General features: G+C 69.1%; 22 protein-coding genes. 8 read left to right on the top strand and 14 right to left on the bottom strand.

Translation table 11 applies throughout. The features are described 5' to 3' along the window. Nucleotide 1 precedes the first annotated feature (1 nt). The 8 genes from NR112_RS18470 to NR112_RS18435 form a co-directional block, all read right to left on the bottom strand. On the bottom strand, nucleotides 2-1,993 hold the full coding sequence (locus NR112_RS18470) for a type II secretion system F family protein (protein WP_256795755.1): 1,992 nt from the start codon (nucleotides 1,991-1,993) through the stop codon (nucleotides 2-4). Next, on the bottom strand, nucleotides 1,990-3,387 hold the full coding sequence (locus tag NR112_RS18465) for a CpaF family protein (RefSeq protein ID WP_256795754.1): 1,398 nt from the start codon (nucleotides 3,385-3,387) through the stop codon (nucleotides 1,990-1,992). Before NR112_RS18465 ends, NR112_RS18470 begins: the two co-directional genes overlap by 4 nt. After that, nucleotides 3,384-4,556 carry an AAA family ATPase gene (locus NR112_RS18460; protein WP_256795753.1) on the bottom strand — a complete coding sequence of 391 codons (1,173 nt, stop codon included), beginning with the start codon at nucleotides 4,554-4,556 and terminating at the stop codon, nucleotides 3,384-3,386. The genes NR112_RS18465 and NR112_RS18460 overlap by 4 nt, the downstream gene beginning before the upstream one ends. Next, the gene (locus NR112_RS18455) at nucleotides 4,553-5,350 is read right to left on the bottom strand and encodes a Flp pilus assembly protein CpaB (RefSeq protein WP_256795752.1); all 798 of its coding nucleotides are present in this window, start codon (nucleotides 5,348-5,350) and stop codon (nucleotides 4,553-4,555) included. Before NR112_RS18455 ends, NR112_RS18460 begins: the two co-directional genes overlap by 4 nt. A 44-nt stretch (nucleotides 5,351-5,394) precedes the next feature. Beyond that, nucleotides 5,395-6,642 (bottom strand): pilus assembly protein TadG-related protein, encoded by a 1,248-nt coding sequence (locus tag NR112_RS18450; RefSeq protein ID WP_256795751.1) that lies wholly within the window; start codon nucleotides 6,640-6,642, stop codon nucleotides 5,395-5,397. A gap of 14 nt (nucleotides 6,643-6,656) precedes the next feature. Further along, nucleotides 6,657-7,049, bottom strand: a complete 393-nt coding sequence (locus NR112_RS18445) for a TadE/TadG family type IV pilus assembly protein (protein WP_256795750.1) — start codon at nucleotides 7,047-7,049, stop codon at nucleotides 6,657-6,659. A 70-nt stretch (nucleotides 7,050-7,119) separates the two neighbouring features. Further along, a complete protein-coding gene (locus NR112_RS18440; protein ID WP_256795749.1) occupies nucleotides 7,120-7,290 on the bottom strand; it encodes a Flp family type IVb pilin in 171 nt (56 codons plus the stop codon). Between the two features lie 131 nt (nucleotides 7,291-7,421). Further along, the gene (locus NR112_RS18435; RefSeq protein WP_256795748.1) at nucleotides 7,422-7,592 is read right to left on the bottom strand and encodes a Flp family type IVb pilin; all 171 of its coding nucleotides are present in this window, start codon (nucleotides 7,590-7,592) and stop codon (nucleotides 7,422-7,424) included. 320 nt (nucleotides 7,593-7,912) lie between these two features. Here NR112_RS18435 and NR112_RS18430 point away from each other — a divergent pair, with 320 nt between their 5' ends. Beyond that, a complete protein-coding gene (locus tag NR112_RS18430) occupies nucleotides 7,913-9,004 on the top strand; it encodes a glycosyltransferase 87 family protein (protein ID WP_256795747.1) in 1,092 nt (363 codons plus the stop codon). Nucleotides 9,005-9,012: 8 nt separating this feature from the next. Then, on the top strand, nucleotides 9,013-10,392 hold the full coding sequence (locus tag NR112_RS18425) for a hypothetical protein (protein WP_256795746.1): 1,380 nt from the start codon (nucleotides 9,013-9,015) through the stop codon (nucleotides 10,390-10,392). A gap of 6 nt (nucleotides 10,393-10,398) precedes the next feature. On the opposite strand, the gene NR112_RS18420 is transcribed toward NR112_RS18425, so the two are convergent. The 4 genes from NR112_RS18420 to NR112_RS18405 form a co-directional block, all read right to left on the bottom strand. Further along, nucleotides 10,399-11,595, bottom strand: a complete 1,197-nt coding sequence (locus tag NR112_RS18420; protein ID WP_256795745.1) for an acyltransferase — start codon at nucleotides 11,593-11,595, stop codon at nucleotides 10,399-10,401. Between the two features lie 59 nt (nucleotides 11,596-11,654). Beyond that, a complete protein-coding gene (locus tag NR112_RS18415) occupies nucleotides 11,655-11,972 on the bottom strand; it encodes a hypothetical protein (protein WP_256795744.1) in 318 nt (105 codons plus the stop codon). 186 nt (nucleotides 11,973-12,158) lie between these two features. Further along, nucleotides 12,159-13,316 (bottom strand): hypothetical protein, encoded by a 1,158-nt coding sequence (locus NR112_RS18410; protein ID WP_256795743.1) that lies wholly within the window; start codon nucleotides 13,314-13,316, stop codon nucleotides 12,159-12,161. A 141-nt stretch (nucleotides 13,317-13,457) separates the two neighbouring features. Further along, the gene (locus tag NR112_RS18405; protein WP_256795742.1) at nucleotides 13,458-13,703 is read right to left on the bottom strand and encodes a hypothetical protein; all 246 of its coding nucleotides are present in this window, start codon (nucleotides 13,701-13,703) and stop codon (nucleotides 13,458-13,460) included. Nucleotides 13,704-14,026: 323 nt separating this feature from the next. Between NR112_RS18405 and nhaA the strand changes: the two genes are divergently transcribed. From nhaA to NR112_RS18385, 4 genes are all read left to right on the top strand, one after another. Continuing rightward, nucleotides 14,027-15,400, top strand: coding sequence for a Na+/H+ antiporter NhaA (gene nhaA / locus NR112_RS18400; RefSeq protein WP_256795741.1), 1,374 nt, complete (start codon nucleotides 14,027-14,029; stop codon nucleotides 15,398-15,400). Between the two features lie 98 nt (nucleotides 15,401-15,498). Beyond that, nucleotides 15,499-16,050, top strand: a complete 552-nt coding sequence (locus NR112_RS18395) for a phage holin family protein (RefSeq protein WP_256795740.1) — start codon at nucleotides 15,499-15,501, stop codon at nucleotides 16,048-16,050. A gap of 22 nt (nucleotides 16,051-16,072) precedes the next feature. Next, nucleotides 16,073-16,984 (top strand): alpha/beta fold hydrolase, encoded by a 912-nt coding sequence (locus NR112_RS18390; RefSeq protein WP_256795739.1) that lies wholly within the window; start codon nucleotides 16,073-16,075, stop codon nucleotides 16,982-16,984. A 118-nt stretch (nucleotides 16,985-17,102) separates the two neighbouring features. Then, a complete protein-coding gene (locus NR112_RS18385) occupies nucleotides 17,103-17,864 on the top strand; it encodes a serine hydrolase (RefSeq protein WP_256795738.1) in 762 nt (253 codons plus the stop codon). Nucleotides 17,865-17,884: 20 nt separating this feature from the next. Here the strand turns inward: NR112_RS18385 and NR112_RS18380 are convergent, their stop codons facing one another. Both NR112_RS18380 and NR112_RS18375 read right to left on the bottom strand, forming a co-directional pair. Continuing rightward, nucleotides 17,885-19,078: a HAMP domain-containing sensor histidine kinase gene (locus NR112_RS18380; RefSeq protein ID WP_256795737.1), complete on the bottom strand. Its 1,194-nt coding sequence runs from the start codon at nucleotides 19,076-19,078 to the stop codon at nucleotides 17,885-17,887. A 62-nt stretch (nucleotides 19,079-19,140) separates the two neighbouring features. Further along, nucleotides 19,141-19,812 carry a response regulator transcription factor gene (locus NR112_RS18375; RefSeq protein ID WP_256795736.1) on the bottom strand — a complete coding sequence of 224 codons (672 nt, stop codon included), beginning with the start codon at nucleotides 19,810-19,812 and terminating at the stop codon, nucleotides 19,141-19,143. A gap of 61 nt (nucleotides 19,813-19,873) precedes the next feature. On the opposite strand from NR112_RS18375, the gene NR112_RS18370 reads away from it, so the two are divergent. Both NR112_RS18370 and NR112_RS18365 read left to right on the top strand, forming a co-directional pair. Next, complete coding sequence (locus NR112_RS18370) at nucleotides 19,874-21,334, top strand: ferredoxin reductase family protein (protein ID WP_256795735.1); 1,461 nt, start codon at nucleotides 19,874-19,876, stop codon at nucleotides 21,332-21,334. Further along, nucleotides 21,331-21,861, top strand: coding sequence for an FMN-binding protein (locus NR112_RS18365; RefSeq protein WP_256795734.1), 531 nt, complete (start codon nucleotides 21,331-21,333; stop codon nucleotides 21,859-21,861). Before NR112_RS18370 ends, NR112_RS18365 begins: the two co-directional genes overlap by 4 nt. Nucleotides 21,862-22,079: the final 218 nt, after the last annotated feature.

Below are 22,079 nucleotides of genomic sequence, written 5' to 3'. Positions count from 1 at the left end.
ATCACACCTCGATCTTCACGACTTGCCGCATCCAGACGATGCCGACACCGAGCGAGATGAGTCCACCCACACACATGAACATGCCCACCGTCGTCGTCCACAGCAGACTGACGTACTCGTAGTTGACCTTCGTCATGTAGATGAAGATGAAGATCGGCAGCGCCACGAGGATGTAGGCCGAGAGCCGTCCCTCGGCGGAGAGGGCCGCGACCTGCCGGTGCAGCGACTCGCGCTCGCGGAGCGTGCCGGCCGTGGTCCGGAGCGTGTCGGCGAGGTTGCCACCCACTTCGCGCTGGATGCGGATCGCCATGACGGTCCAGTGCATCGACGTGCTTTCCATGCGGTCCGCCACTCGCTCGAGGGCATCCGAGATGTCGGTACCGATGCGCGTCTCTGCCAAGGCTCGGCTGAACTCCTTGCCAGCAGGTTCGGCGGCATCCCGGGCCACGGCGTCGAGGGCCTGGGGCAGTCCGAAACCACTGCGGAGGCTCGTCGAGATGAGGAGCAGGATCTGGGGCAGCTGTGCCTCGAACTTGCGGGCCCGGCGTGAGGCCGCGTAGCGCAGGCCCACGGGCATGATGATGACGCCCAGGACGACGCCGAAGATGAGCCCGACGAGCTTGGCCTGCCCACCGAGGACCAGGCCGACTGCCGCGCCCACGATGACCGCAACCAGGCGGAGAATGAGCCACTCCCCCGCCCGGAAGGGCAGGTCGGCTCGCTCGATGAGGGCCATCGTCTTGCTCGTCGCCTTGCGGTCCTTCATGACGCGGTCGCCCATGTCGAGCAGCTGCGCGGTGATGGTGCTCTGCGCCGCCTTCATCTCCTGGCGGGAGAGCGTCACGGCGTCCCCGACGACGTAGGAGTCGATCGAGGCGACGCGGCGCTCGCGCTTGGTCTGGAGCGTCGGCATGAGCGACGTCGAGAGCACGACGAAGAGGGCCAGTGCGAGCAGTCCGCCGGCGATGAGAGGCGTGCGGTCCGTGATGGGCACCGGGCCCAGGCTGACGCCCGCGGCCTGGGGCTCCAGCGCCGCGACCGGTGCCGGCGTCGACCCACCCGCGGGCTTCGCTGCTGTAGCCGGCGCCGTGAAGGTCACGTCCCGGGCAAAACCGAACGGGGTGCTGCCGGCGACACCGGAGATCTCGTACCGGTGGGGACCGTTGAGCGGCTTGGGGATCGCAGAGGAGAACTGGACCTGACGGTCAAGCGCCTGCGCCGACGCTGCGAATGCCGCGCTGACACCGGCAGTGTTGTCTGCCGCGACGACGGTCCCACCGTTGGTGTCGGCAAACGCCTGAAGTGCCTTCGTCGCCTCGGGGTCGTTCGTGTTGAAACGCACGACGTCGACGCGGATGCCGCCGGCCTTGAGCTTCGCGACGGCGTTGGTCAGGGCGAGAGCCTTGTTGTCGGCCACGGTGTCGGCACCGTCGCTGAGGAGCACGATGCTGCGATCGCCCGTCCCGCTCAGCGCGGCAGCGGCGCTCTGCATGGCGGCATACAGGCTCGTGTCACCGCGCGAGTCGAGGCCGTCGATGACGCGCTGGGCTGCGGCGCGGTCGACGGTCGGCGCGAGGTCGACGCCCGCGGTGTTGGCGAAGGAGGCGACGCCGACCTTCACGTCAGCCGGTACCGTCTTGAGGTACGTCGCGGACGCCTTGCGGACCGTCGACATGCCTTGGGCGCCCATCGAGCCGCTCGTGTCGATGACGAGCATCGCGCGGCGGTCCAGCTTGGCGGCCTGCTTGACGGTCGCGGGGAACGGCTCGTCGTCGACCTTGAGCTTGAGCGTCTTGGGGTCGAGCTGCACGTCCTCCTTGCTGCGCAGCGTGATGACGCCGGTGACGGTCGAGTCCGAACCGGACGAGGTCGCCTTGACGTTGCTGAGGCCGACCGAGACGTCGTCGGCCCTGGCTGCGCCAGCAGGCAGGACGACGAGGCCGAAGGCGACGGCGGCGAGGCCGGTGAGGAGACGCCGAGCGGAAGAGCTCACAGTGCCGCCCGCGAGAAGAGGTTGACGGGCAGCTCGACCCCCACGTCGGCGAGGTCGGAGGTGAACTTCGGGCGGATGCCGGTCGGCATGAGACCCCCGAGGAACCGGCCGTTCTCGTCACGACCGGCGCCGTAGTTGAAGGTGAAGATGTCCTGGAGGGTGATGACGTCGGACTCCATGCCCACGACCTCGGAGATCGCGACGATCCGGCGCGTGCCGTCCTTGAGGCGAGACTGCTGCACGATGAGGTCGACGGCACCCGCCACCTGCTCGCGGATGGCGCGCACGGGGAGGTCGACGCCGGCCATGAGGACCATCGTCTCGAGACGAGCGAGGCTGTCTCGGGGCGTGTTGGCGTGGACCGTGGTGATCGAGCCGTCGTGACCGGTGTTCATGGCCTGGAGCATGTCGAGCGCTGCGCCGTCACGGATCTCACCGACGATGATGCGGTCGGGACGCATACGCAGGGTGTTCTTGACGAGCTCGCGGATGGAGACGAGTCCTCGGCCTTCGATGTTGGCTGGGCGCGCCTCGAGGCGCAGCACGTGCTGCTGCTGGAGCTGCAGCTCGGCAGCGTCCTCGATGGTGACGATGCGCTCGTCGTGCGGCAGGAAGGAGCTGATGACGTTGAGCGTCGTCGTCTTGCCCGATCCGGTGCCGCCGCTGATGATGATGTTGCGGCGGCCCTTGACGCAGGCGCTGAGGAAGTCGCGGACGTTCTCGGTGAACGTGCCGAACGAGATGAGGTCGCGGTCCGTGAACGGGTCGGCCGAGAACTTTCGGATCGTCAGCATCGACCCGTCGAGAGCGATCGGCGGCACGACGGCGTTGACGCGCGACCCATCAGGCAGACGGGCATCGACCATGGGACTCGACTCGTCGACACGACGACCGACGCGACCGACGATCTTGTCGATGGTCCGGCGCAGGTGAGCCTCGTCCGAGAAGCGCGCGTCCACGGGGAAGATCTTGCCGGCGCGCTCGATGTAGATGTCCTCCGCGCCGTTGACCATGATCTCGGAGACCTCTGCATCCCGCAGGTAGGGCTCCAGAGGACCGTGGCCGAGAATGTCGTCGGAGACGTCCTGGGCGATACGGGTGCGGTCGGAGTGCGAGAGCGGCGTCTGCTCGGAGTCGATGACCTCCTGCAGCGTGGTGCGCACCTGTGACGCGAGTTCGTTCTCGCTGAGGTTGGGGTCGTAGAGGCGCGGGCCGAGCGAGGCGACGAGGGCCTGGTGGACGCGCTCCTTGACGCCGGCAAAGGGGTCGACTCCCCGGCGGCGCACGGGCGCAGCGCCGTTCGTGATGCGGACCTGGCCGTTGGTGCTCGGCGCGGGCTCGTTGATCTGCGTCGACTGGCGGGCTCGTTCGAGGCGGTCGGCGAGGTTGCTCATCTCTTGCTCCCGAAGAGTCCGAAGCTGCGCTTGGCGCCGTTCTGCAGGTCCTCGCCGAACCGGCGGCGGATCTCCTGGTCGGCCAGGTCGCGGATCGCCAGTGACACGGGGTTGCGCGGGTCGTCGAGGACGAGCGCCACACCGCGGTTCACGGAGGCCGGGACCGTGAGGCTGTTCGGCACGTTCGCCGAGATGGGCGCCTTGAGCGCGGCCTCGACGTCGTCGGCCTTGAGCCCGACCTTCGCGTCGGACCGGTTGAGCACGATGGTCCGCGCCTCCCTCGAGGCGCCGAGCGTGTCGAGGGTGTTGATCGCGATGCGGAGGTTCTTGACGGCCGGGATGTCGAGCGTCGCGATGAGCACCGTGAGGTCACTGACGTCGAAGGCCGCGAGCACGTGCTCGGTGAAGGACGGCGGCGTGTCGACGAGGACGTAGTCGTACTGTCCCCGGGCGACCCGGAGCAGCTCGATGACGACGTGCGACGGGACGCGATCGGCGTCAGCCGGGTCGGGCGGGGCTGCGATGACGTCGAGCCCGCTTTCCTCGTGGCGGGTGACGACGGACTGCACACCCTGGTCGTCGAGGTGGCCGCTCATGGCGACCACGTCTCGCACCGACCCGTGCGGCTGGAGCTGGAGGCTGATCGCGACGTCGCCGAACATGAGGTCGAGGTCGACGAGGAGCGTCTTGGCTCCGATCGAGGCGAGGTAGACGGCGAGGTTGGTCGACATCGTCGTCTTGCCCACCCCGCCCTTGGCGCTGAAGACCGTGATGATCTTGCCGTCACGCCCGCCGACCGTGGTGCCGTGACCGCTCAGCTGCTGCGTCAGTGCGACGGACCGGCGGACGGCGTCGGCGAGCGCCGTCTGGTCGTCGGCCTGGACGACTTCGCGGACGCCGCTGCGCAGCGCCTGCGCGAGCGCGGTCACGTCGAGGCGGTGACGCAGCAGGATGACGCCGAGCTCGGGCCGGTCGATGCGCTCGCGCTCGGCCAGCTCGCACGCAGAGTCGAGATCGATGTCGGGCCCGATGACGACGAGCGACTGGCTCCGGTCCTCTTCGAGCGCCCGGCTGACCCGCGGCGCCGAGTTGAGGTGCAGGGCGTCGCCCCCGAGGGCGAAGCGGTAGGTGTCGGCCGCGCCCGGGTCGTAGTCCCAGAGGATCGTCATTGTCCCGACACCGCATCCCGCAGCTGGAGGTCGGTGACCTCGAGGGAGGGGTCGATCTTCACGTCCGAGCCGCGGAGGGCTCCATAGAGCTGGCGGTTGTTGATGCCGTGGATCAGCACTGGAGCGTCGGTCGGCTTGATCGCGACCGTGACGAGGTAGTTCCCGCTGGCGCCTGCCGCCGTGGCCGGCTGCTCGTCGGTGGCGGGCTGGGCGGCCTGTCCGGCGAGGGGCGCGTCACCCATGCCGATGACCAGGACGTCCGGGAGCAACAGGCTCGTGCCGTGGATGTCGTTCTCGTTGAGGATCTTCGCCTCTGGCGTGTTCCGAAGGTCCTTGATCTTGTAGGACTGGTACAGGGCGATGTGCGACCCCGGCGTCACGAACTTCCCGACCCGGGCCGGGTCCGTGAGTGACAGCGAGACGGCCATCATCCCGGTCGGGACCTCGATGGCCTTGGTGCCAGCCGGCGTCGTGCCGAAGCGAGCAGCCAGCAGGTACTCTCCGGCCGGGATGTCGGTCGTGGCCAGGAGCGCGTTGTTGTCCGCGTTGATCTCCTGAAGCGCGCCTGCCGGGACGGCCTTGGCGCTCACCGACGTCTGCGTGATGAGACCAGTCCGCTGGGCATCCTTGAGAGTTGTTCCCGCCGGAACCGGTTGCTGGGACACCCAGACCGTTGCGGGAGAGGCTTCGGCGATGGCTCGCGCGTCGGCGTTGCGGGCGTACATGATGACGAGCGCGCCGCCTCCGACGGCGAGTGCCAGCGCCACGACGATGGCAAGAATGCGACGGTTCATGCTGAGATCCCCCCAGAGAAGATGTTCATGGTGTTGCTGCTGCGTCAGCCGGCAGGCTTCACGATGGTGATGCCGTAGTTCGGGTTGGTCGGCGTGGACGGGACGAAATCCCCGGACGGGATGAGGTCCCTGAGGAACCAGCCGGAAAGGCACCGCTGGGAGTTGCTCGAGCCGCAGAGCACATTCGGGGGCCGGACGCTGACCTGGCTGCCCTTCGTGAGGCGCCACCCGCTGAGGTAGAACGCCGCGAAACCCGAGATGTGGTAGTAGGTGTTGTTGCCCGACCCTGCGCTGCAGTTGTCGGTGGATATGGGCTCACGGCCCAGATTCGTGCGCGCCATGCAGTCGAAGACCGGGACGTAGATGACAGTGCCTCGTAGTGGGTTGAACACGGATACGTCACAACCGTCGGCACCGGTGTCTCCGTGGATCCACGCGGTGTCTGTGATGACGCCCGTGCACGAGCCGACGAGGCCGTCGAGCCAGGCGAATCCACCGGGAGCGGTGCCACCGGGGCTTGAGGTGTCGCAGGTGGTGTCGTTGCCCTTGGAGTAGACGGCGTTCTCGCTGGTCGGCCAGTCCGGTCGGGCGTCGGTGTTGGAGTAGCCGGGCCACGCTCCGGACGGGCCCGGTGGATAGTTGGTTGCGCCGGGGTAGCCGACCTGGGTCGCCCAGTCGCATTCCGACATCGCCAGTGGCAGAACTGTGAGAGAAGCCGGACCGCCCGGGCCCCAGGCAGCCCGAGCACATGCAGTGTCCTTGGTTCCGCCGGTGACCGCCTGCGAGAAGATGCTGGGCAGGAGAGTGTTGTCAGACGCAGTCGACTTCGTCTGGACGTAGGTCTCGACGTAGCCCAGGTCCTTGCCGGCTCCAGAGACGTAGTAGGCGCTCAACGGAGGACACAGACCGAGATTGTTGAGTGCAGCGGTCTTTTGGGCCGCGGTGGCCGACGACGAGGCGCAGACCGGCATGCCGGCGTAGGTGACCCCCGTCGGAGGCCTGGCGCACTGGCCGTTGGTTCCGATCGCGGTGTTCAGCTGCGAGGCGTTGTCGATCGCGTTGGCACTGGCGAGCGTGTTCAACGCGGTGACGCTCGTGGTCGCGTTGCACGTGGTGGCGTCGTTGGCGCACATCTGGGCCAGTGCCATCGACGTGGAATCCGACCCGTTCTGGACCTGTCGTCGCTCGAACATGATGTTGCCGATGTCCACGCTGAGGGCCATGGCGGGCATGGCGACGAACGTGATGACCAGCGCTGCGACCACGGCCGTGGCGCCCCGGTCCCGGCGCATGCCACGCATCGTGCTCAGCCGCCGCATTTCATCACCGCCGTCGACGAGAGGACGTTGCCGGCACCCCAGGTGCCACCGACGATCCGGATCGCCGGTCCCATGACCAGCCACTGGAAACTCGCCTGCACCGTGACGGACGCGTTGGTGGTGCCGCAGGTCACCATGCCCGGGAAGCTGAGGTCTGCGACGGGGATGCCCCCGATCCCCGCCTTCGCCCGGTCCTGGATCTCGGTCGTCGTCAGCGTGCCGACCGCAGCGGCCCGCGCGCCTTCACGCGCCGAGTTGGCCAGCTGGATCTGATAGAAGTACGCGCGGCCGAAGTCGACGATCGCCGCGATGAGCAAGAACAGCACGGGGAGGACGATCGCGAACTCCACAGCTGATGCGCCGCGCTCAGTTCTGGCCATGCCAGACCGCCCTCCCCAATGTTGTTCGGTTGCGTCCCTTGCCCCCCGGCACGGACGTTGAGCTGAAGAATCAGACCTGGCTGGCGACGTTGTTGAACGTCGTGGACAGGTTGTTGCCGAGCAGCGACACTGCGGCGATGATCACGACAGCGATCAGGGCGACCATCAGGCCGTACTCGACGGCGGTCGCGCCACGCTCCGAGGACAGTCGGCTCTGGATCCTGGCAGCAAGCTTGGTCATTCTGGTTTCCTCCCTGGTGTGTTTCATGTGGTGTGACAACGTCCGAAGACGGTTGTGCTCGTGCGACCCCCGCCCACGAGCGTGTCACGGGTGCGAGGCCGTACCCCCGGCCTCGCACCCGTGGTGATTGCTCAGACCTTGCCGGCGACGTTGTTGAACGTCGTGGACAGGTTGTTGCCGAGCAGGGACACGGCGGCGATGATCACAACAGCGATCAGGGCGACCATCAGGCCGTACTCGACGGCGGTCGCGCCGCGCTCCTGGTTGAGCAGCGTCTGGACCTTGGCAGCAATCTTGGTCATGATGAAGGGTTCCTCCCAGTGATGCAGGGCCACCCGATGTGCCCCCCGCTGATCGGAAGAGTAGGCGGGCGCCGACAGCGTGTCTTGAAAATGCTTGAAACTTTGCAACACCATCCCAATCTGCGCCTTTCGGACACGCGCAGATGGCACCGTTGGAGCACTGCGTCGCGCACACTTGGGGCTCTTCACCATGTTTCGTCGGCACGTCCAGACGGACCACGACAACCAGGAATGAGGCGCGGATGGTTGCCGCCGGCAGGCTCATCGCAGCCAAGGACGGCCTTCGACGACCGCACGGCGCCGGTGCAGTGATCAGCTGGATGGTCGTCGTCGCTGCCCTCTACGTTCGCTGGAACGCTTCTGCCACATGGAATTTCGTCGATCTCACTGACTTCTACTACGGCGGGGTGTCTGTTCTCGATGGTGTCGACGTCTACGCGTCAAGACCTGGCGTCCTCGCCTTCAACTACCCCCCATTCGCCGCCGCCGCCTTCGTTCCCCTCGGCCTCCTGGGACTGCCGGCGGCGAAGGTGGTCTTCACCGCGGCGACCCTCATCGTCTACGTCGTCAGCCTGGTCGCCATCCGGAGAGCACTCCAGGCCCGCTGGGCCACGACGGCCCTGCTGGGCGCCGCGGGCCTGGCACTCGAGCCCGTCGTCCGCACTCTGGTCCTCGGCCAGATCGGCGTCATCCTCATGGGGCTCGTCCTGGCGGATCTCTTCCTCATGCCGGCCCGGTTCCGGGGTGTCCTGATCGGGCTGGCGGCGGGGATCAAGCTCACGCCGGCGATCTTCGTCCTCTACTTCGTCCTTCGCCGCGACTGGCGTGGCGCGAGCCTCACGACCGCCACCGGCGCGGCAACCGTGGCCGTGGGCTGGCTTGCAGCATCAGGCTCCTCGCAACGGTACTGGTTGGGAGGCTTCGACAAGTTCGATCGTTTCGGCGACCTGGCCTTCTCACCGGTGAACCAGTCGGTGAGGTCGCTGGTGTCGCGTATCGCACCGAACTCACCTGACGTCGTGCTGTGGGGCGCCATCGCCGCCGCGGCCGCCCTCGCCCTGTCGACTGCGATCCTCCAAGCGCGGCGTGGCAGCCGGGCGGGCGTCGCGCTCGCCCTGGCGGGTGCAACGCTGTTGCTCTCACCCATATCGTGGACGCATCACTGGGTGTGGGTCGTGCCGATGCTCGTCGTCCTCGTCCATCGACGACACATCGTCTCTGCGGTCGCCATCGCGCTCGTGTTCTACGTCGCTCCGATGTGGACTGTTCCGGACAGTGGACCGTTGACCACCACGCAGATGCTCCTGGCCTACGCCTACCTCTGGGTTGCCGTCATCCTGATGGTCGCGTCGATCGCCACGGTTCTGGCAGAGCGCCGACGGCTGGCCACGACACAGGTCCGTCTGTCGTGATGAGATCCATGGAGCGTGGAAACGTCGTGAGCGCAGGCAGATCCACTCCGATTCCCATCCTCGCGGTCGTCGGCCTCGGCCTCGTGGCGTGTGTCGTCGCCCGGGTCTGCGTCATCGGCTCCGATGCACTGTGGCTGTCCGCCTTGGGTGACACGATCCGCGCCGGTCATGAGATCCCTACGGGCGTACCGTTCGCTGCGGCGCCCTCCGAGCAGTGGGTCAACACGACGGTTCTCGGCCAGATTCTCTTCTCGCTGCTTCACCTCGGCGGCAGCGTCGGCATCGTCGCGGCTCAGGTCGCGACCGCCACCTGCAGCCTCTGGCTGCTCGTCGGAGCCGCGCGTCGGCGGGGTGCGTCGGGGATGGGGCTTGCGATCATGCTGGGTCTCGTCCTCATCGGCGGGGCCGCGCCTTTGCTCATCGCGCGCGCGCAGCTGCTGTCGTTGGTGCCCTACGCCGCCCTCCTGGTCCTGGTTCGGCGAGAGCACGAGCGTCCCTCGAGGATGATCTGGGCGGCCGTGCCGCTCGTCGCACTGTGGGGCAACCTGCACGGTGCCGTCCTGGTGGGCGTCGCGGTGCTCGGGTGCTACCTGCTGTTCTCACGTCTGCCGCTCGAACCCTGGACGGCGGTCGCAGTGGGGCTGGCCTCAGCTGCTGCCACCTGCCTCAACCCCGGCCTCCTCCGCGCTCCGCGCTACTACCTGGGGGTCTTCAGCGGAGCTGCGACCAGTGACGACTCGGGGATGTGGAGTCGGCCCACCATCTCGAACCCCTTGGATGTGTTGCTCATCGCCGCCTCGGTCGTGTTGGCGTACATCGCATTTCGTCATCGTCGGCCCCTGTGGGAATATGCCGCGACGCTGGGTCTTGCTGGAGCAAGCGCACTCGCGGGCAGGCACGGGATCTGGCTGGTCCTGTTCCTGGCCGTCCCTGCGGCTGTGGGGCTGGCGAGTCCGTCCCGTCGCGTCCTGCCGCCGCCCGGCCGGTCCCGCGTGCTCCCGGCAGCCACGGCAGCTGCGTGCATCCTCGTGGTCGCGGGTCTGTTGACGATGAGGGCTCCGGTCTTCCATCTGAACGACATGACGGCGGCGCAGCTCGTCCAGGCCACGCGCGGCGAGGTGGTCCTCGTCGCGGAGCCGCTGGCCGAGTCGATGGCTGCAGCAGGCGCCACGGTCTGGGTGAGCAATCCTCTCGACGCGTTCGATCACGCCGACCAGGCGGCTTACCTCGCATTCATGGATGGAGATGCGACGGCAGGCGCGCGCGCTTTCAGGCAGGCCGACGTCGTCGTGGCTGTAGCGGATTCACCTCCGGCGCGGGCGGCACGTGCCAGCGGCTACACCGTGCGGGAGGCACTGGGCCCCTACGTGCTTCTGCGTCGCGGTTGACGTCTGTCAACCAGTTCGCTGAGCCGGACTCGACGTCTGCGAAGAGCCGTGCGGGGGAATGTCTCGATGACCCCGCGACCGTGCGAGGGTGGACGGCCCGTGCCGTTGGAGCGACGGGGGCACGACGTCCGGCGCCAGACCCGCATCGCTGGACACGCGCCCTCGGTCGGATCCCCTGAGCCGGCGTTCAAGAGGTTGCTCGAAGGTCGCATGGAGCAGGTATGAGACGCCGACGACTGTCAGGAGGACGAGGACGCAAGCCAGCACGGAAGCAACGTGCGTCGAAGGAGCGAGCAGCGGGAGGGTCAACGCGATGACCACCGGATGTGCCATGTAGATGCAGAACGACCACTGACCGAGGCCCACCATCGTTCGCCCTCGAAGCGGTGACGACGCGCCAGACAGGTCCATCTGGGCACACGCGAGGATGAGACACGTGAAGCTCGGAACCATCAGCAAAGTGAGTGCCCAGCGGTCCTCGAGGCGATAGCCGATGCCGAGAGGAAGCACCAGGATCCCCACGTACGAGAGAAGCACTGAGAGTGCGGCCCATCGACCGCGGAGTCTCGGGACCCGCCCCCGCAGCACGGCAATTGCAGCGAGTGACCCGCAGACGAACTCGACGATTCGAAAGACCGGCAGGTGGAAGAGCCACAGCCCCCAGTCGGACCTGAGGGCCTGCAAGGCCACACCGACCGCCAGTGCGAACATCACGAGTACCGACGAAAGCGCAAGCGGACGACGCACCCGCCAGAGCCAGGGGATGAGCAGTGGGAAGACGGCGTAGAAGAAGAACTCGCACGACAAGGACCACGACACGCCCGTGAATGACCGGGCGACTGCATCGTCAGGCGACCAGGACTGCAGAAGCAGTGCGTTGGCAGGAAGCGCGGACCAGAGCGGGGCCGGACTGAAGGGCAGGACTGCCACGACGATGAAGAGCAGGTGCAGCGGATACACCCGGGCCAGCCGTCGACGGTAGAACCGGGTAGCCCCCGAGCCCAGGTCCCACGAGTACGTGAGGACGAATCCGCTCAGCACGAAGAAGAAGCTCACGCCCACGAAGCCGGCCCCCATGAGCCGTCCCAACAGTGGCAGGCTCGGCACGTACACCGCCAGGTGAAACATGACGACGAGCAGTGCCGCGACGAAGCGAAGGCTTGTCAACGAGCGCAGATGCGAAGCACCGTGATCGGTGTGCATGACCCCCCCAACCGATTCGTCGCCAGCACCAGGTCCAGCGTGTCGCCTCCGCGCCGACTCTAGGGGTGAAGCGTGCCCGGTTCGGGCAAATCGCGGAAGGATCCGCGACTCTCTCGGGCCTCGTTGAAGACTGCCGCCGCGCCGAAGAAGCTGATCGGTGCGGTGACCAGGACTGTGAGCCCGGACAGTCCGTCTGGTAGCCCCGCGCGGTGCAGCACCGTGAGGACGGCCAGACCGCACCCGTATGCCAGCACGTTGACGACGCAGACACCCGCGGCACGCCCCGGAGTGAGACGAGTCCGGAAGACGAAGCGGCTGGCGGTGACCACCGAGAGGATCAGGCCCGCGGCATAACCCAGGGTGTATGCAACCGCCACCGGCAGGAGGTACGACGAGAGAAGCTGGTGACGGCAGCCGTGAGCATCGTGTTGCCGCCGCCGGCGACGACGAATCGGCCGGCGGTCCGAACAGAGATCACGAGACCCTCCCCTGATTGCGCTTCGTCACGGAACCGTACGTCCGAGATCTCACTTCTGTCCGGGAATCACGCAATCGCGTGCAGGTCACGGAAAGAGCTGTTGGCCGGGGTCACCGGTCAGGGCGAAGACTCGAGTGACCCAGTAGTACTGCGACACCAAACCGATGGTGAGGCAGCCGCTCAGGAGCAGCGGAGCCACCCAGCGGTGGCAACGAGCGTAGGCGGCACCAATGCCGGGGAACGGCCACAAGGGAGCGATGGTGAGCATGAGGTATCGGAGGATGCTCGGGCTCGGACGGCTGGCCAAGATCAGGTAGAGGGGGTAGGCGATCGACCAGACCTGTAGCTCTCGTCCCCAAAGCCGCGTTCCGGGACGCAGACTCACCCATGCCACGTACAGGACCACGAGAATCCCGACCTGGCCCCAGGGTGTCAGGTGCACCATGTCGCCGATCCACCCGCCGAGGCCGTTGCGATTGACGGGCCACGCTGCCTGGGTCTCGAAGAAGGCATTGGGTCGACCGGTGAACGCCCAGGCGACGAGCGGCCACAGACCAACCGTCGCGACGACGGCACCGGTGGCCAGAATCGCTCTCACTGGCGGGCGTCCACCCTCTCCGGCACGTCTCTGGGCGAGCCAGTCCTGAAGCAGCACGGTCCCCAGGACCACCGCCAGGGGCAGCGCTATGGGCCGGGTCAAGCTCAGCACCACGGCCACCATGACGGCAGCTGAGAGTCGTCGTCGTCGGACGGCTGCCAGAAACAGAACGACCAGGAGAAGCGCAAGTCCCTCGGTGTAGGCGACCTGAAGCACCGGGGCCGTCACATACGCCATCACACATGCCACGAGCGCACCTGCGCCGAAACGACCCATGCGCTCCCTGACGAGGTGGAAGAGCGCCACCATGGCCGCAGCCCCGAACACGAGACTGACGAGCCAGGCGCCCTGGGTGAACGGGAGGCCAGTTGCGGCCATCACCGCCCGGACAACGAGCGGGTAGGTCGGGTAGAACGCCCACTCGTTCTGCTGGACCGCGCCCTCTGCGTCCACGGGTAGAGAACGCGGGTAGCCATGGTCGACGATGGATCGATACCAGTTGCCATCCCAGTTGCCCAGCACACCGAAGTACCCGGGCGCCGCACCTGTCGGGGCCGTCACCTCGTACCCGGGCAACGTCCTCTCCAGTGCAATCTGCTGGGAAGCGCCGATGCTGAGAAAGATCGCGCCCACGGCGGTGAACACGCTCCAGATCGCCAAGGGTGTCCAGAAGTCGCACCCCAGTGGGCGCCTCCACGTCCGACTTTCAGGCACACGGCATTATCGACCGTCCGGCGGCAAAAAGTCGACAAATCGGGCACCTTGGCCAACGATGACGCCCTCGGGTCACTGGGCGGCCTTTCGCCGCCTGCCGAAGATCGTCGGCAGCCGCGCGCCGCGGTGCGCGGCTGCCGCGGACAGCGTGGCCTCGTCCTCACGCAGCTGCTGGAGCAGCGTCTTCGGCTGCGGCGGCGGCCAGTCCATGGCGCGCGGGTCCTTGGTATCCATGTAGTACTCGGTCCACCCGTAGTCGTCGCGGTAGCGCAGCGTGCCGTCGCCGACGTAGTACCAACCTGCTGGCTTGTCGTTCATCGTCCCTACCCCCAAATAACACTCACCCAGGTGGGAGCCCCCCTCCCGAGCCACAATCTACGGCCGCCAACGGACCGAATCCACCGATGTCTAATTAGTCCGATTTGACCGTGGCGCAGGGCATTTCGTGCTGCGGCGGCGCCGCGCCGCGGCCGCGGTCTGTCCGCGTCCCCCGCCGCGAAGGCCGACAACCCGGAACGCGTCCCGGGCCGGGGCCGCCGCCTCGCTAGAATCGAGGAGGCTCACGGCGACGACGCGAGTGGCCATGGTGTGCCGGGAAGTCTGGTCGGCAGTCCATGCCCCATCCCCCGAAGGGACCCCAGGTGAGCGACCCGCACCCCGCCACGAACCCGCCGACATCGGCTCGGGACAGCGCCGACAACCGGCTCCTGGGGCGCGGAAGCTGGCATGAGGCCCGCTATGTCGCCGACCTCCTGCGCGCCGAGACCGTCGGCGGGGCGATCCTCCTCGCCGCCGCCGTCGCCGCCCTCGTCTGGGCCAACTCGCCCTGGCGCGACGGCTACGCGGCCTTGCGTGACACCGTCGTCGGCCCGGCGGCCCTGCACCTCGACCTGTCGCTCGGGACCTGGGCGGCCGACGGACTGCTCGCCGTGTTCTTCCTCGTCGCCGGCATCGAGCTGAAGCGCGAGTTCGTCGCGGGCGACCTGTCCGACCGTCGCAAGGCTGCGCTACCGATTGCGGCAGCGGTCTGCGGGGTCGCACTTCCGGCCATCCTGTTCGTCGTCACGGCCACGCTGATGAGCCGGGGTGACAGCGCGAGCGAGCTCAGCGGCATACTCCGTGGCTGGGCCATCCCGACCGCCACCGACATCGCGTTCGCCCTGGCGGTGCTCGCCGTCATCGGCACCCATCTGCCGAGCGGGCTGCGCTCGTTCCTGCTGACCCTCGCCGTCGTCGACGACCTCATCGCGATCACGATCATCGCCGTCTTCTACACCGACACGGTCAGCTTCCTCTGGCTCCTTGCCGCTGCCGTCCCACTGGCCGCATGGCGCCTGCTCCTCAAGCGCAAGATCACGCACCCCCTCGTCCTGGCGATCCCCGCCCTGGTCGCCTGGGTGTTCGTCCACTCGAGCGGCGTCCACGCAACCGTGGCGGGCGTCCTGCTCGGCCTCCTGGTGCCGGTCAACCGTGAGGTCGAGGACGACCCCGACCGCCACTCGCTCGCCGAACGCATCGAGCACAGGATCCGGCCCTTCTCCGCCGGCTTCGCGGTGCCGGTCTTCGCGTTCTTCGCTGCCGGCGTGACCGTCGTCGGCGGCGGGTTCGGATCGGCACTCACCGACGCCGCCGCCGTCGGCGTCGTCGTCGGACTCGTCGTGGGCAAGACCGTCGGCGTCCTCGGCGGCACGTGGGCCGTCGCCCGCTTCACCCGGGCCGAGCTCGACGAAGACCTCGCCTGGACCGACGTCCTCGGACTCTCGGTGCTGTCGGGCGTGGGGTTCACCGTCAGCCTGCTCGTCGGGGAGCTCGCCTTCGGCAACGGCTCGGAGCGCGACGACCACGTCAAGCTCGCCGTCCTCTGCGGCAGTCTCATCGCCGCGCTGCTCTCCAGCGTCGTGCTCCGCGTGCGCAACCGGCACTACCGGCTCGTCGAGGCACGCGAGACCGCGGACCGGGACCACGACGGCGTCCCGGACGTCTACGAGACCGAGGGACGACGCGATCCGGCGTGATGGTGCCCGCGGTGCACGTTCGGGTAGGGACTGCGCAGTAGGGTTGCACTGGTAGGCGCGACCGCGCAGTCACCGACGATCACCGAGGAAGTGAGCCGATGAGCACGGATCCCCGGCAGGAGCGGACACTCGGCCAGCTGGTCGCGTCCGCGACACAGGACATCTCGACGCTGGTTCGCAGCGAGATCGCCCTGGCCAAGGCTGAGGTCTCGGTGCAGGTCAAGAAGGCCGGAGTGGGCGGTGGTCTGCTCGCCGGAGCAGCCGTCATCGTCTTCTACTCCGTCTACTTCCTCTTCACGACGATCGCCGAGGGCCTCCAGGCGCTGGGTCTGCCGCGATGGGTCAGCTTCCTCATCGTCACCCTCTTCATGCTGGCTGTCGCCGCCGTGCTCGCCTACTTCGGCGTGCGCAAGATGAAGACGGTCGACCCGACCCCGGCCCTGACGATCGCCGAGGCCCAGGAGACGGTCGACGCGATCAGGTCGGCGGTCGAGCACCCGGGCACGACCGTGCCGGCTCCGCGCCCCGAGTGGGACCGCCCCGGCCTCCCGGCCACGGCGCCCGCCGACGCACCCGCGCCGGTCGCCCCCGTCTCCCCCTCGACCAACGGCACGACCCCGGGCGCGCCCGACTCGTCGCGCGACGCCTGACCCGAGACTGCCCACAGCACCCATGCCCGTCGACGCTGCCTTCGTCAACATCGACGGCCCCTGGGAGCACCGCTACGTCTCCGCCAACGGCGCCCGCTTCCACGTCGCCGAGCTCGGAGACGGGCCGCTCGTCCTCATGCTGCACGGCTTCCCGCAGTTCTGGTACGCGTGGCGCCACCAGATGGTCGCGCTGGCCGACGCCGGCTACCGCGTCGCCGCCATGGACCTCCGCGGCTACGGCGGATCCGACAAGCCCCCCCGGGGCTACGACACCTACATGGCAACCCTCGACGCAGCCAGCGTCATCCGTGCCCTCGGGGAGAAGGACGCCGTCGTGATGGGTCAGGGCCTCGGCGGCTGGATCGCCTGGTGCATGCCGATCCTGCGTCCCGACGTCACCCGCGCCATCGCATCTGTGTCGATGCCGCACCCCCGGATCCTGCGACACGCGATGTGGTCCAACGCGAAGCAGCGTCGCGCCTCGTCCTGGATCGCGGGCCTGCAGAAGCCCTTCGTCCCCGAGCGCGAGATGGCGAAGTCGCACGACTACGTCGAGGACCTCCTCCGCTCGTGGTCCTCACCCTTCGGCACCTTCCCCACGCCCGAGGACGTCTCCCGCTACGGCGACGCCATGATGATCCCCTTCGTGGCCCACTCCGCCGCCGAGCACTACCGCTGGCTCGGCCGCTCGGCGGTGCGCCCCGACGGTCCGCTCTTCATGCGCCGCATCCGCCACGCGATCCGAGTGCCGGTGCTCCAGCTCCAGGGCAGCGACGACGGCTGCGTCATCGCCGCCGCCACCCACGGGTCGGGCGCCTTCGTGCCCGGCGACTACCGCCACGTCAAGGTCCCCGGCGCCGGCCACTTCCTCACCGAGGAAGCCCCGGACCAGGTCAACGCCGCCCTCGTCAAGTGGCTCGGATCCCTTGGCTGACATGGAGCTCGACCTTCCCGACGCCGGCGGCGTCACCTGGTCGGTGTGTGTCCGCCGCGTGATGGAGCCGGGACAGGGGAATCGGAGAGCTCGCTCGACGCCTCCGCTGGACTCCGGAATGCCGTTGGCTGCTGCGGGTGCCGACGCACCGTTGCGCACGGCATCCGTCGGCAAGGTGCTGCTCCTCGTGGAGACGGCCCGGCTCATCGCCGCCGGCGACCTCTCCCCCGACGAGCCGCTCACCCGTTCGGTCGACCTCTGGGTCGGCGACTCCGGCCTGTGGCACACCCTGTCCGTCGAGACGCTTCCCCTCATCGACGTCGCGGCCCTCGTGGGCGCCGTCTCCGACAACCTCGCGACCAACGTCCTGCTCAGGCGGGTCGGGCTCGCCGAGGTCGCGGCCCGCGCCACGTCCCTCGGCCTGCGTGCAACCGCCCTGCACGACCGGGTCCGAGACGTCCGGGCCGCCGACCACCCCGCCACGTTGTCGACCGGCAGCGCGGCGGAGCTGAGCCAGCTCATGGCGCGCCTGGCCTCCGGCACAGCCGCCGGTCCCGACGCGGATCGCCTCGTGCGCCAGTGGCTCTCGGCCAACGTCGACCAGTCCATGGTCGGCTCGGCGCTCGTCGAGCAGGGCGGCCTCGACCCGATCGCCCACCACACCTCGCTGGACCTGCCGACGACGTTCTGGAACAAGACCGGGACGGACGCCGGGGTGCGGGCCGACGTCGGCGCCGTGACGTCGGGCGACCGGACGATCACCTGGGCCGCGGTCGCCAACTGGGACCCCTCCCCCGGCACGACGCTCGACCACCTCACGGTCTGGGCCGTACTGCGAGGCATGCGCCACATCGGCGAACAGGTCCTCACCCAGCTCTGACGAGCCTGCAGGCGGACGGCTCAGTCGGCGGCAGCAGCGGGGATGAGCAGCGTGAAGGTCGCTCCGCCACCGGGGGTCTCGGCCACGTCCATTCGGCCACCGTGCGACCGGACGATCTGGGTCACGAGCGCCAGCCCGAGACCGACGCGGCGACCGCCTGACCCGCCGCCGCTGCCACCGCGGGAAAAGCGTCTCGACAGGTGCTCGACGTCGGCGGCGTCCACCCCGTCGCCGTGGTCGACGACGTCGACCCGCACGTGACCGTCCTCGACACTCGACCGCACCTCGACCTGGGTCCCCTTCTCGGAGTGGGCGATCGCGTTGTCGACGAGCGCCAGCACCGAGCGACGTAGGCTCGGCCGCACCCCCTCCACGACACAGACCCCAGCCTCCGAAGCCTCGTCGACGAGCGTCACCCCGTGGTCCGCGGCGTAGGGCATGAGCGACGTGACGACCTCCGCGGCGAGGGAACCCAGGTCGACCCGCTCCGCGACCTCGTCGACGTGCTCGAGCTGCGCCGAGAGCAGCAGGTCGGACACGACGTCGGCCATGGCCTCGGTGTCGTGGACGAGCTGGTCGACCTCGGCCAGCCGGCGCACCGCCGCGGAGTCCCCGCCGCCGGCGGCGGCAGCATCCGCGGCCACGTGACGGCGCAGCATCTGCGCCCGAGTGCTGATGACGGCCAAGGGCGTGCGCAGCTCGTGTGAGGCATCGGCGACGAACTGGCGCTGCAGCTCCATCGCCTCGCCCAGCGGCCGCACCGCGCGCCGCCCCGCCAACAGTCCGGTCAGCGCAGCCAGGAGCACCCCCACCACTCCGGCCGCCGCGGTCGACACGAGCAGTCGCTGCTCCTCGCCGGTGTGCAGGCGGATGTCGTAGACCGCGACGTAGCGCACCCCTTCGCGTTGGTCCACCCACGCCGGCCACGACCGCCCGTCGGCGGTGATGCTCGTCGGCCCCGACACGTCCGGATCCACGGCCGAGGCCGCGGCTGCCAGCCCGGCCGGCATCGACCGCGTCGCCTCGTGACCGGAGTCGGTCACCTTGACGAGCCACGTCCCGGGTGGCGCGTCGACGACGTCGTCGGCCGTCCGGGCCGTGGTCTCGGTGCGCCCGCGGATCTCGGCGAGCTGCTGCCGATCGAAGAGCACGGCCGTGCCGATGATGGCGAGCAGCACGACGAGCGCCGTCGTGGCGCCGACACGGAGAGCCACCGACCGCGAGGCCCGCCGCAGCGGGTCATCCTCCCCCAGGGCCGCTCGCGAGCGCCGACCCATCACGGGGCCCCGAGCCGGTAGCCGACCCCGTGCACGGTCTCGACGACGGACTTCCCGAGCTTGCGGCGCAGGTAGTAGACGTACATGTCGACGGCGCCGAGCGTGTCGGCGTTGTCGAAGGCCGCGACGAGCAGCTCGTCCCGCGTGAAGACCCGCGTGGGCCGGCGCGCCAGCGTCTCGAGCAGGCGGGCCTCGCGGCCCGACAGCATGACCTCGCCGTCACCCCCGATGACCCGCTGCTCCGCGACGACGAGCCGTCGGCCGCCGACGGCGAGCTCCCCGGCCGCGCCACCCGTCGGGCGCAGCAGGGCCCTCAGGCGCGCCAGCACCTCGTCGACGTCGAAGGGCTTGACGACGTAGTCCTGCGCGCCGGCATCGAGACCCTCGACGCGGTCGGCCACGGTCCCTCGCGCCGTCAGGAAGAGGACCGGCGCCGTCAGGCCCCGCGAGCGCAGGCGCGTCACGAGGTCGACCCCCTCGATGCCCGGCAGCCCGCGGTCGACGAGGAGCACGTCCCAGTCGTCGACGAGGCCACGGTGGAGCCCCGCCTGTCCGTCACGAACGGCCGTGACGGCATACCCCTCCTCGCCGAGCAGCTCGGTGAGCATCTGCGAGAGGTCGGGGTCGTCCTCGACGAGCAGCAGTCGTGGGCGGATCGGCGACGCGGTCATGGCCCGAGCCTTCCCTTCCCGTCTCATAACTTTCTGAGATCACGTGACCACCATCGTCTACGTGAGCACCACCATCGCACCACACCGTGGGACCCCGAGCCGGGTCCGTCGTGCCCTGCGCGCCGGCGCGGACTTCCGCCGCTGGCAGGCCCGCACCGGCGACCTCCTCGAGACCCTCGCCATCGCGAGCCTGCTCGCCGTCGTGGCGCAGTTCCTCCTCGGCGGAGGCAGCCATGACCTGGTCGCCGGCACGGGCGGCACCACGCTCATCGCCGTCGGGCGCCTCACCGGCCTCGTCGCGATGGACCTGCTGCTCATCCAGCTCCTCCTCGCCGCGCGCGTGCCGTGGATCGACCGTGTCTACGGGATGGACCGGGCCCTCAAGGCGCACCGCATCCTCGGCCGCATCACCGTGCCGCTCGTGCTCGTCCACGTCGGCGCCATCGTCCTCGGCTACGCCGCGCGCGACGACCTGCACGGCCCCTTCGCTCCGGTCGTCGAGTCGTTCCGGCTCCTCACCGGTGGCAGCGACCTCCTCTTCGCCTTCATCGCCACGGCCCTGCTCGTCGTCATCGCGGTGACGTCGGTCAGCATCGCCCGCCGGCGCCTGTCCTACGAGTGGTGGCACCTCGTGCACCTGACCGCGTATGCCGCCGTCGTCCTCGCGGTGCCACATGAGCTGTCGGTCGGCTCGGACTTCACCGCCTCGCAGTGGGTGCGCACCTACTGGTGGACCCTCTTCGTCATCGTCGCGGCCAGCGTCCTCTGGTGGCGTGTGCTCGTCCCCGTCGCCCGCAGCCTGCGCCACGACCTGCGCGTCACCGAGGTCGTCGAGGAGGCCCCCGGCGTCTGGTCCGTGTGGATGAAGGGCCGTCACCTCGACCGCCTCCCGGTGCGAGCCGGGCAGTACCTCAACTGGCGCTTCGTCAGCCCGCGCCTGCTCGCGACCGCCCACCCGTGGTCGATCTCGAGCGCGCCCGACGGCCGCCGCCTGCGCATCACGGTGCGCGAGCTCGGCGACCACTCGAGCCGCCTGGCCCACCTGCGACCCGGCACGCGCGTCCTCTTCGAGGGCCCCTACGGCGCCTTCACCTCCCGCCAGCGCGTCCGCCGCCGTGTCCTGCTCCTCGCCGCCGGCATCGGTGTCACACCGGTCCGCTCGATCCTCGAGGAGCTCGTGCGCCACGGTCACGCCGGCCCCGGCGACGTCACCGTCGTCTACCGCGCCAACGACGAGTCGCAGCTCGCGCTGCGGCACGAGCTCGAGCACCTCACGGCCGTCGGCGGCCACCAGCTGCTCCTCCTCGTGGGCCCGCCGGTGGGTGGCTCGTGGCTGCCGCCCGACCACTCCGGCGGGAGGCCCGTCCCCGACGCCGAGCGGCTCGCCGAGCTCGTCCCGGAGCTGCGCCGGCACGAGGCCTACCTCTGCGGCCCCGGCGGCTGGATGAACCTCGTCCACCGCAGCCTCCTCGAGGGCGGCATCCCCAAGGCCCACATCCACGACGAAAGGTTCTCCTGGTGAGGAAGGCAACGACCGCCCTCGTCGGCCTGGCCGGCATCGTCACCCTCAGCGCGTCCTGGGCCACCGGCCTGGCGCCGAAGCACTCCGCCGTCACGGGCGTCCACGTCCTGTCGTCCGCCAAGGCCGGCACCCCGGTCGCCGCCGCGCCGCCGAAGCCGTCCGGCAGCTCGAAGCCCTCCCGCGCCGCCAAGACGTCCAGCAGTCCCGCGACGTCCGCCGCGGCCAAGAAAGCCCCCGCGGCCCCGCGCTCGGGCACCGTCGACGGCGCCGTCGTCGGGACGCAGTACGGCTCCGTGCAGGTGCGAGTCAGCTTCACGGGCACGAAGATCACCAACGTCCACGCCCTCCAGCTGACCGACAGCTCCGGCACGTCCGTGTCGATCAGCGCCGGCGCAGCCCCGACCCTCCGGCAGGAGGCGCTCGCCGCGCAGTCGGCGCAGATCGACGTCGTCAGCGGTGCCACCTACACGAGCGAGGCCTACCAGCAGAGCCTCCAGTCGGCGATCGACGCCGCCCACCTGGGCTGACGCCCCCCACCAGCCGCACCCGAAGTGGGTGCCCGCGAAGCGGCCCGCCGATCTTCCCCTGTGGTCGGCGGGCCGCCCCGAACCCGCCCACGTCAGCACACGGCACACGCACCCGACCGATGGCGTATGCCGTGCGCCTCAGTACGCGTGTGACGCGTGGTTCGCGGAGGGTGCGGGTGCGTGCAGATGTCGGTGCATTCGGGACATGCGGTACCTCC

This window comes from Terrabacter sp. Ter38 (genome assembly GCF_024519435.1).
GTDB lineage: Bacteria > Actinomycetota > Actinomycetes > Actinomycetales > Dermatophilaceae > Terrabacter.
Note: the sequence above shows the minus strand (reverse complement) of the source record. Positions and strands in the feature narration are given on the sequence as shown.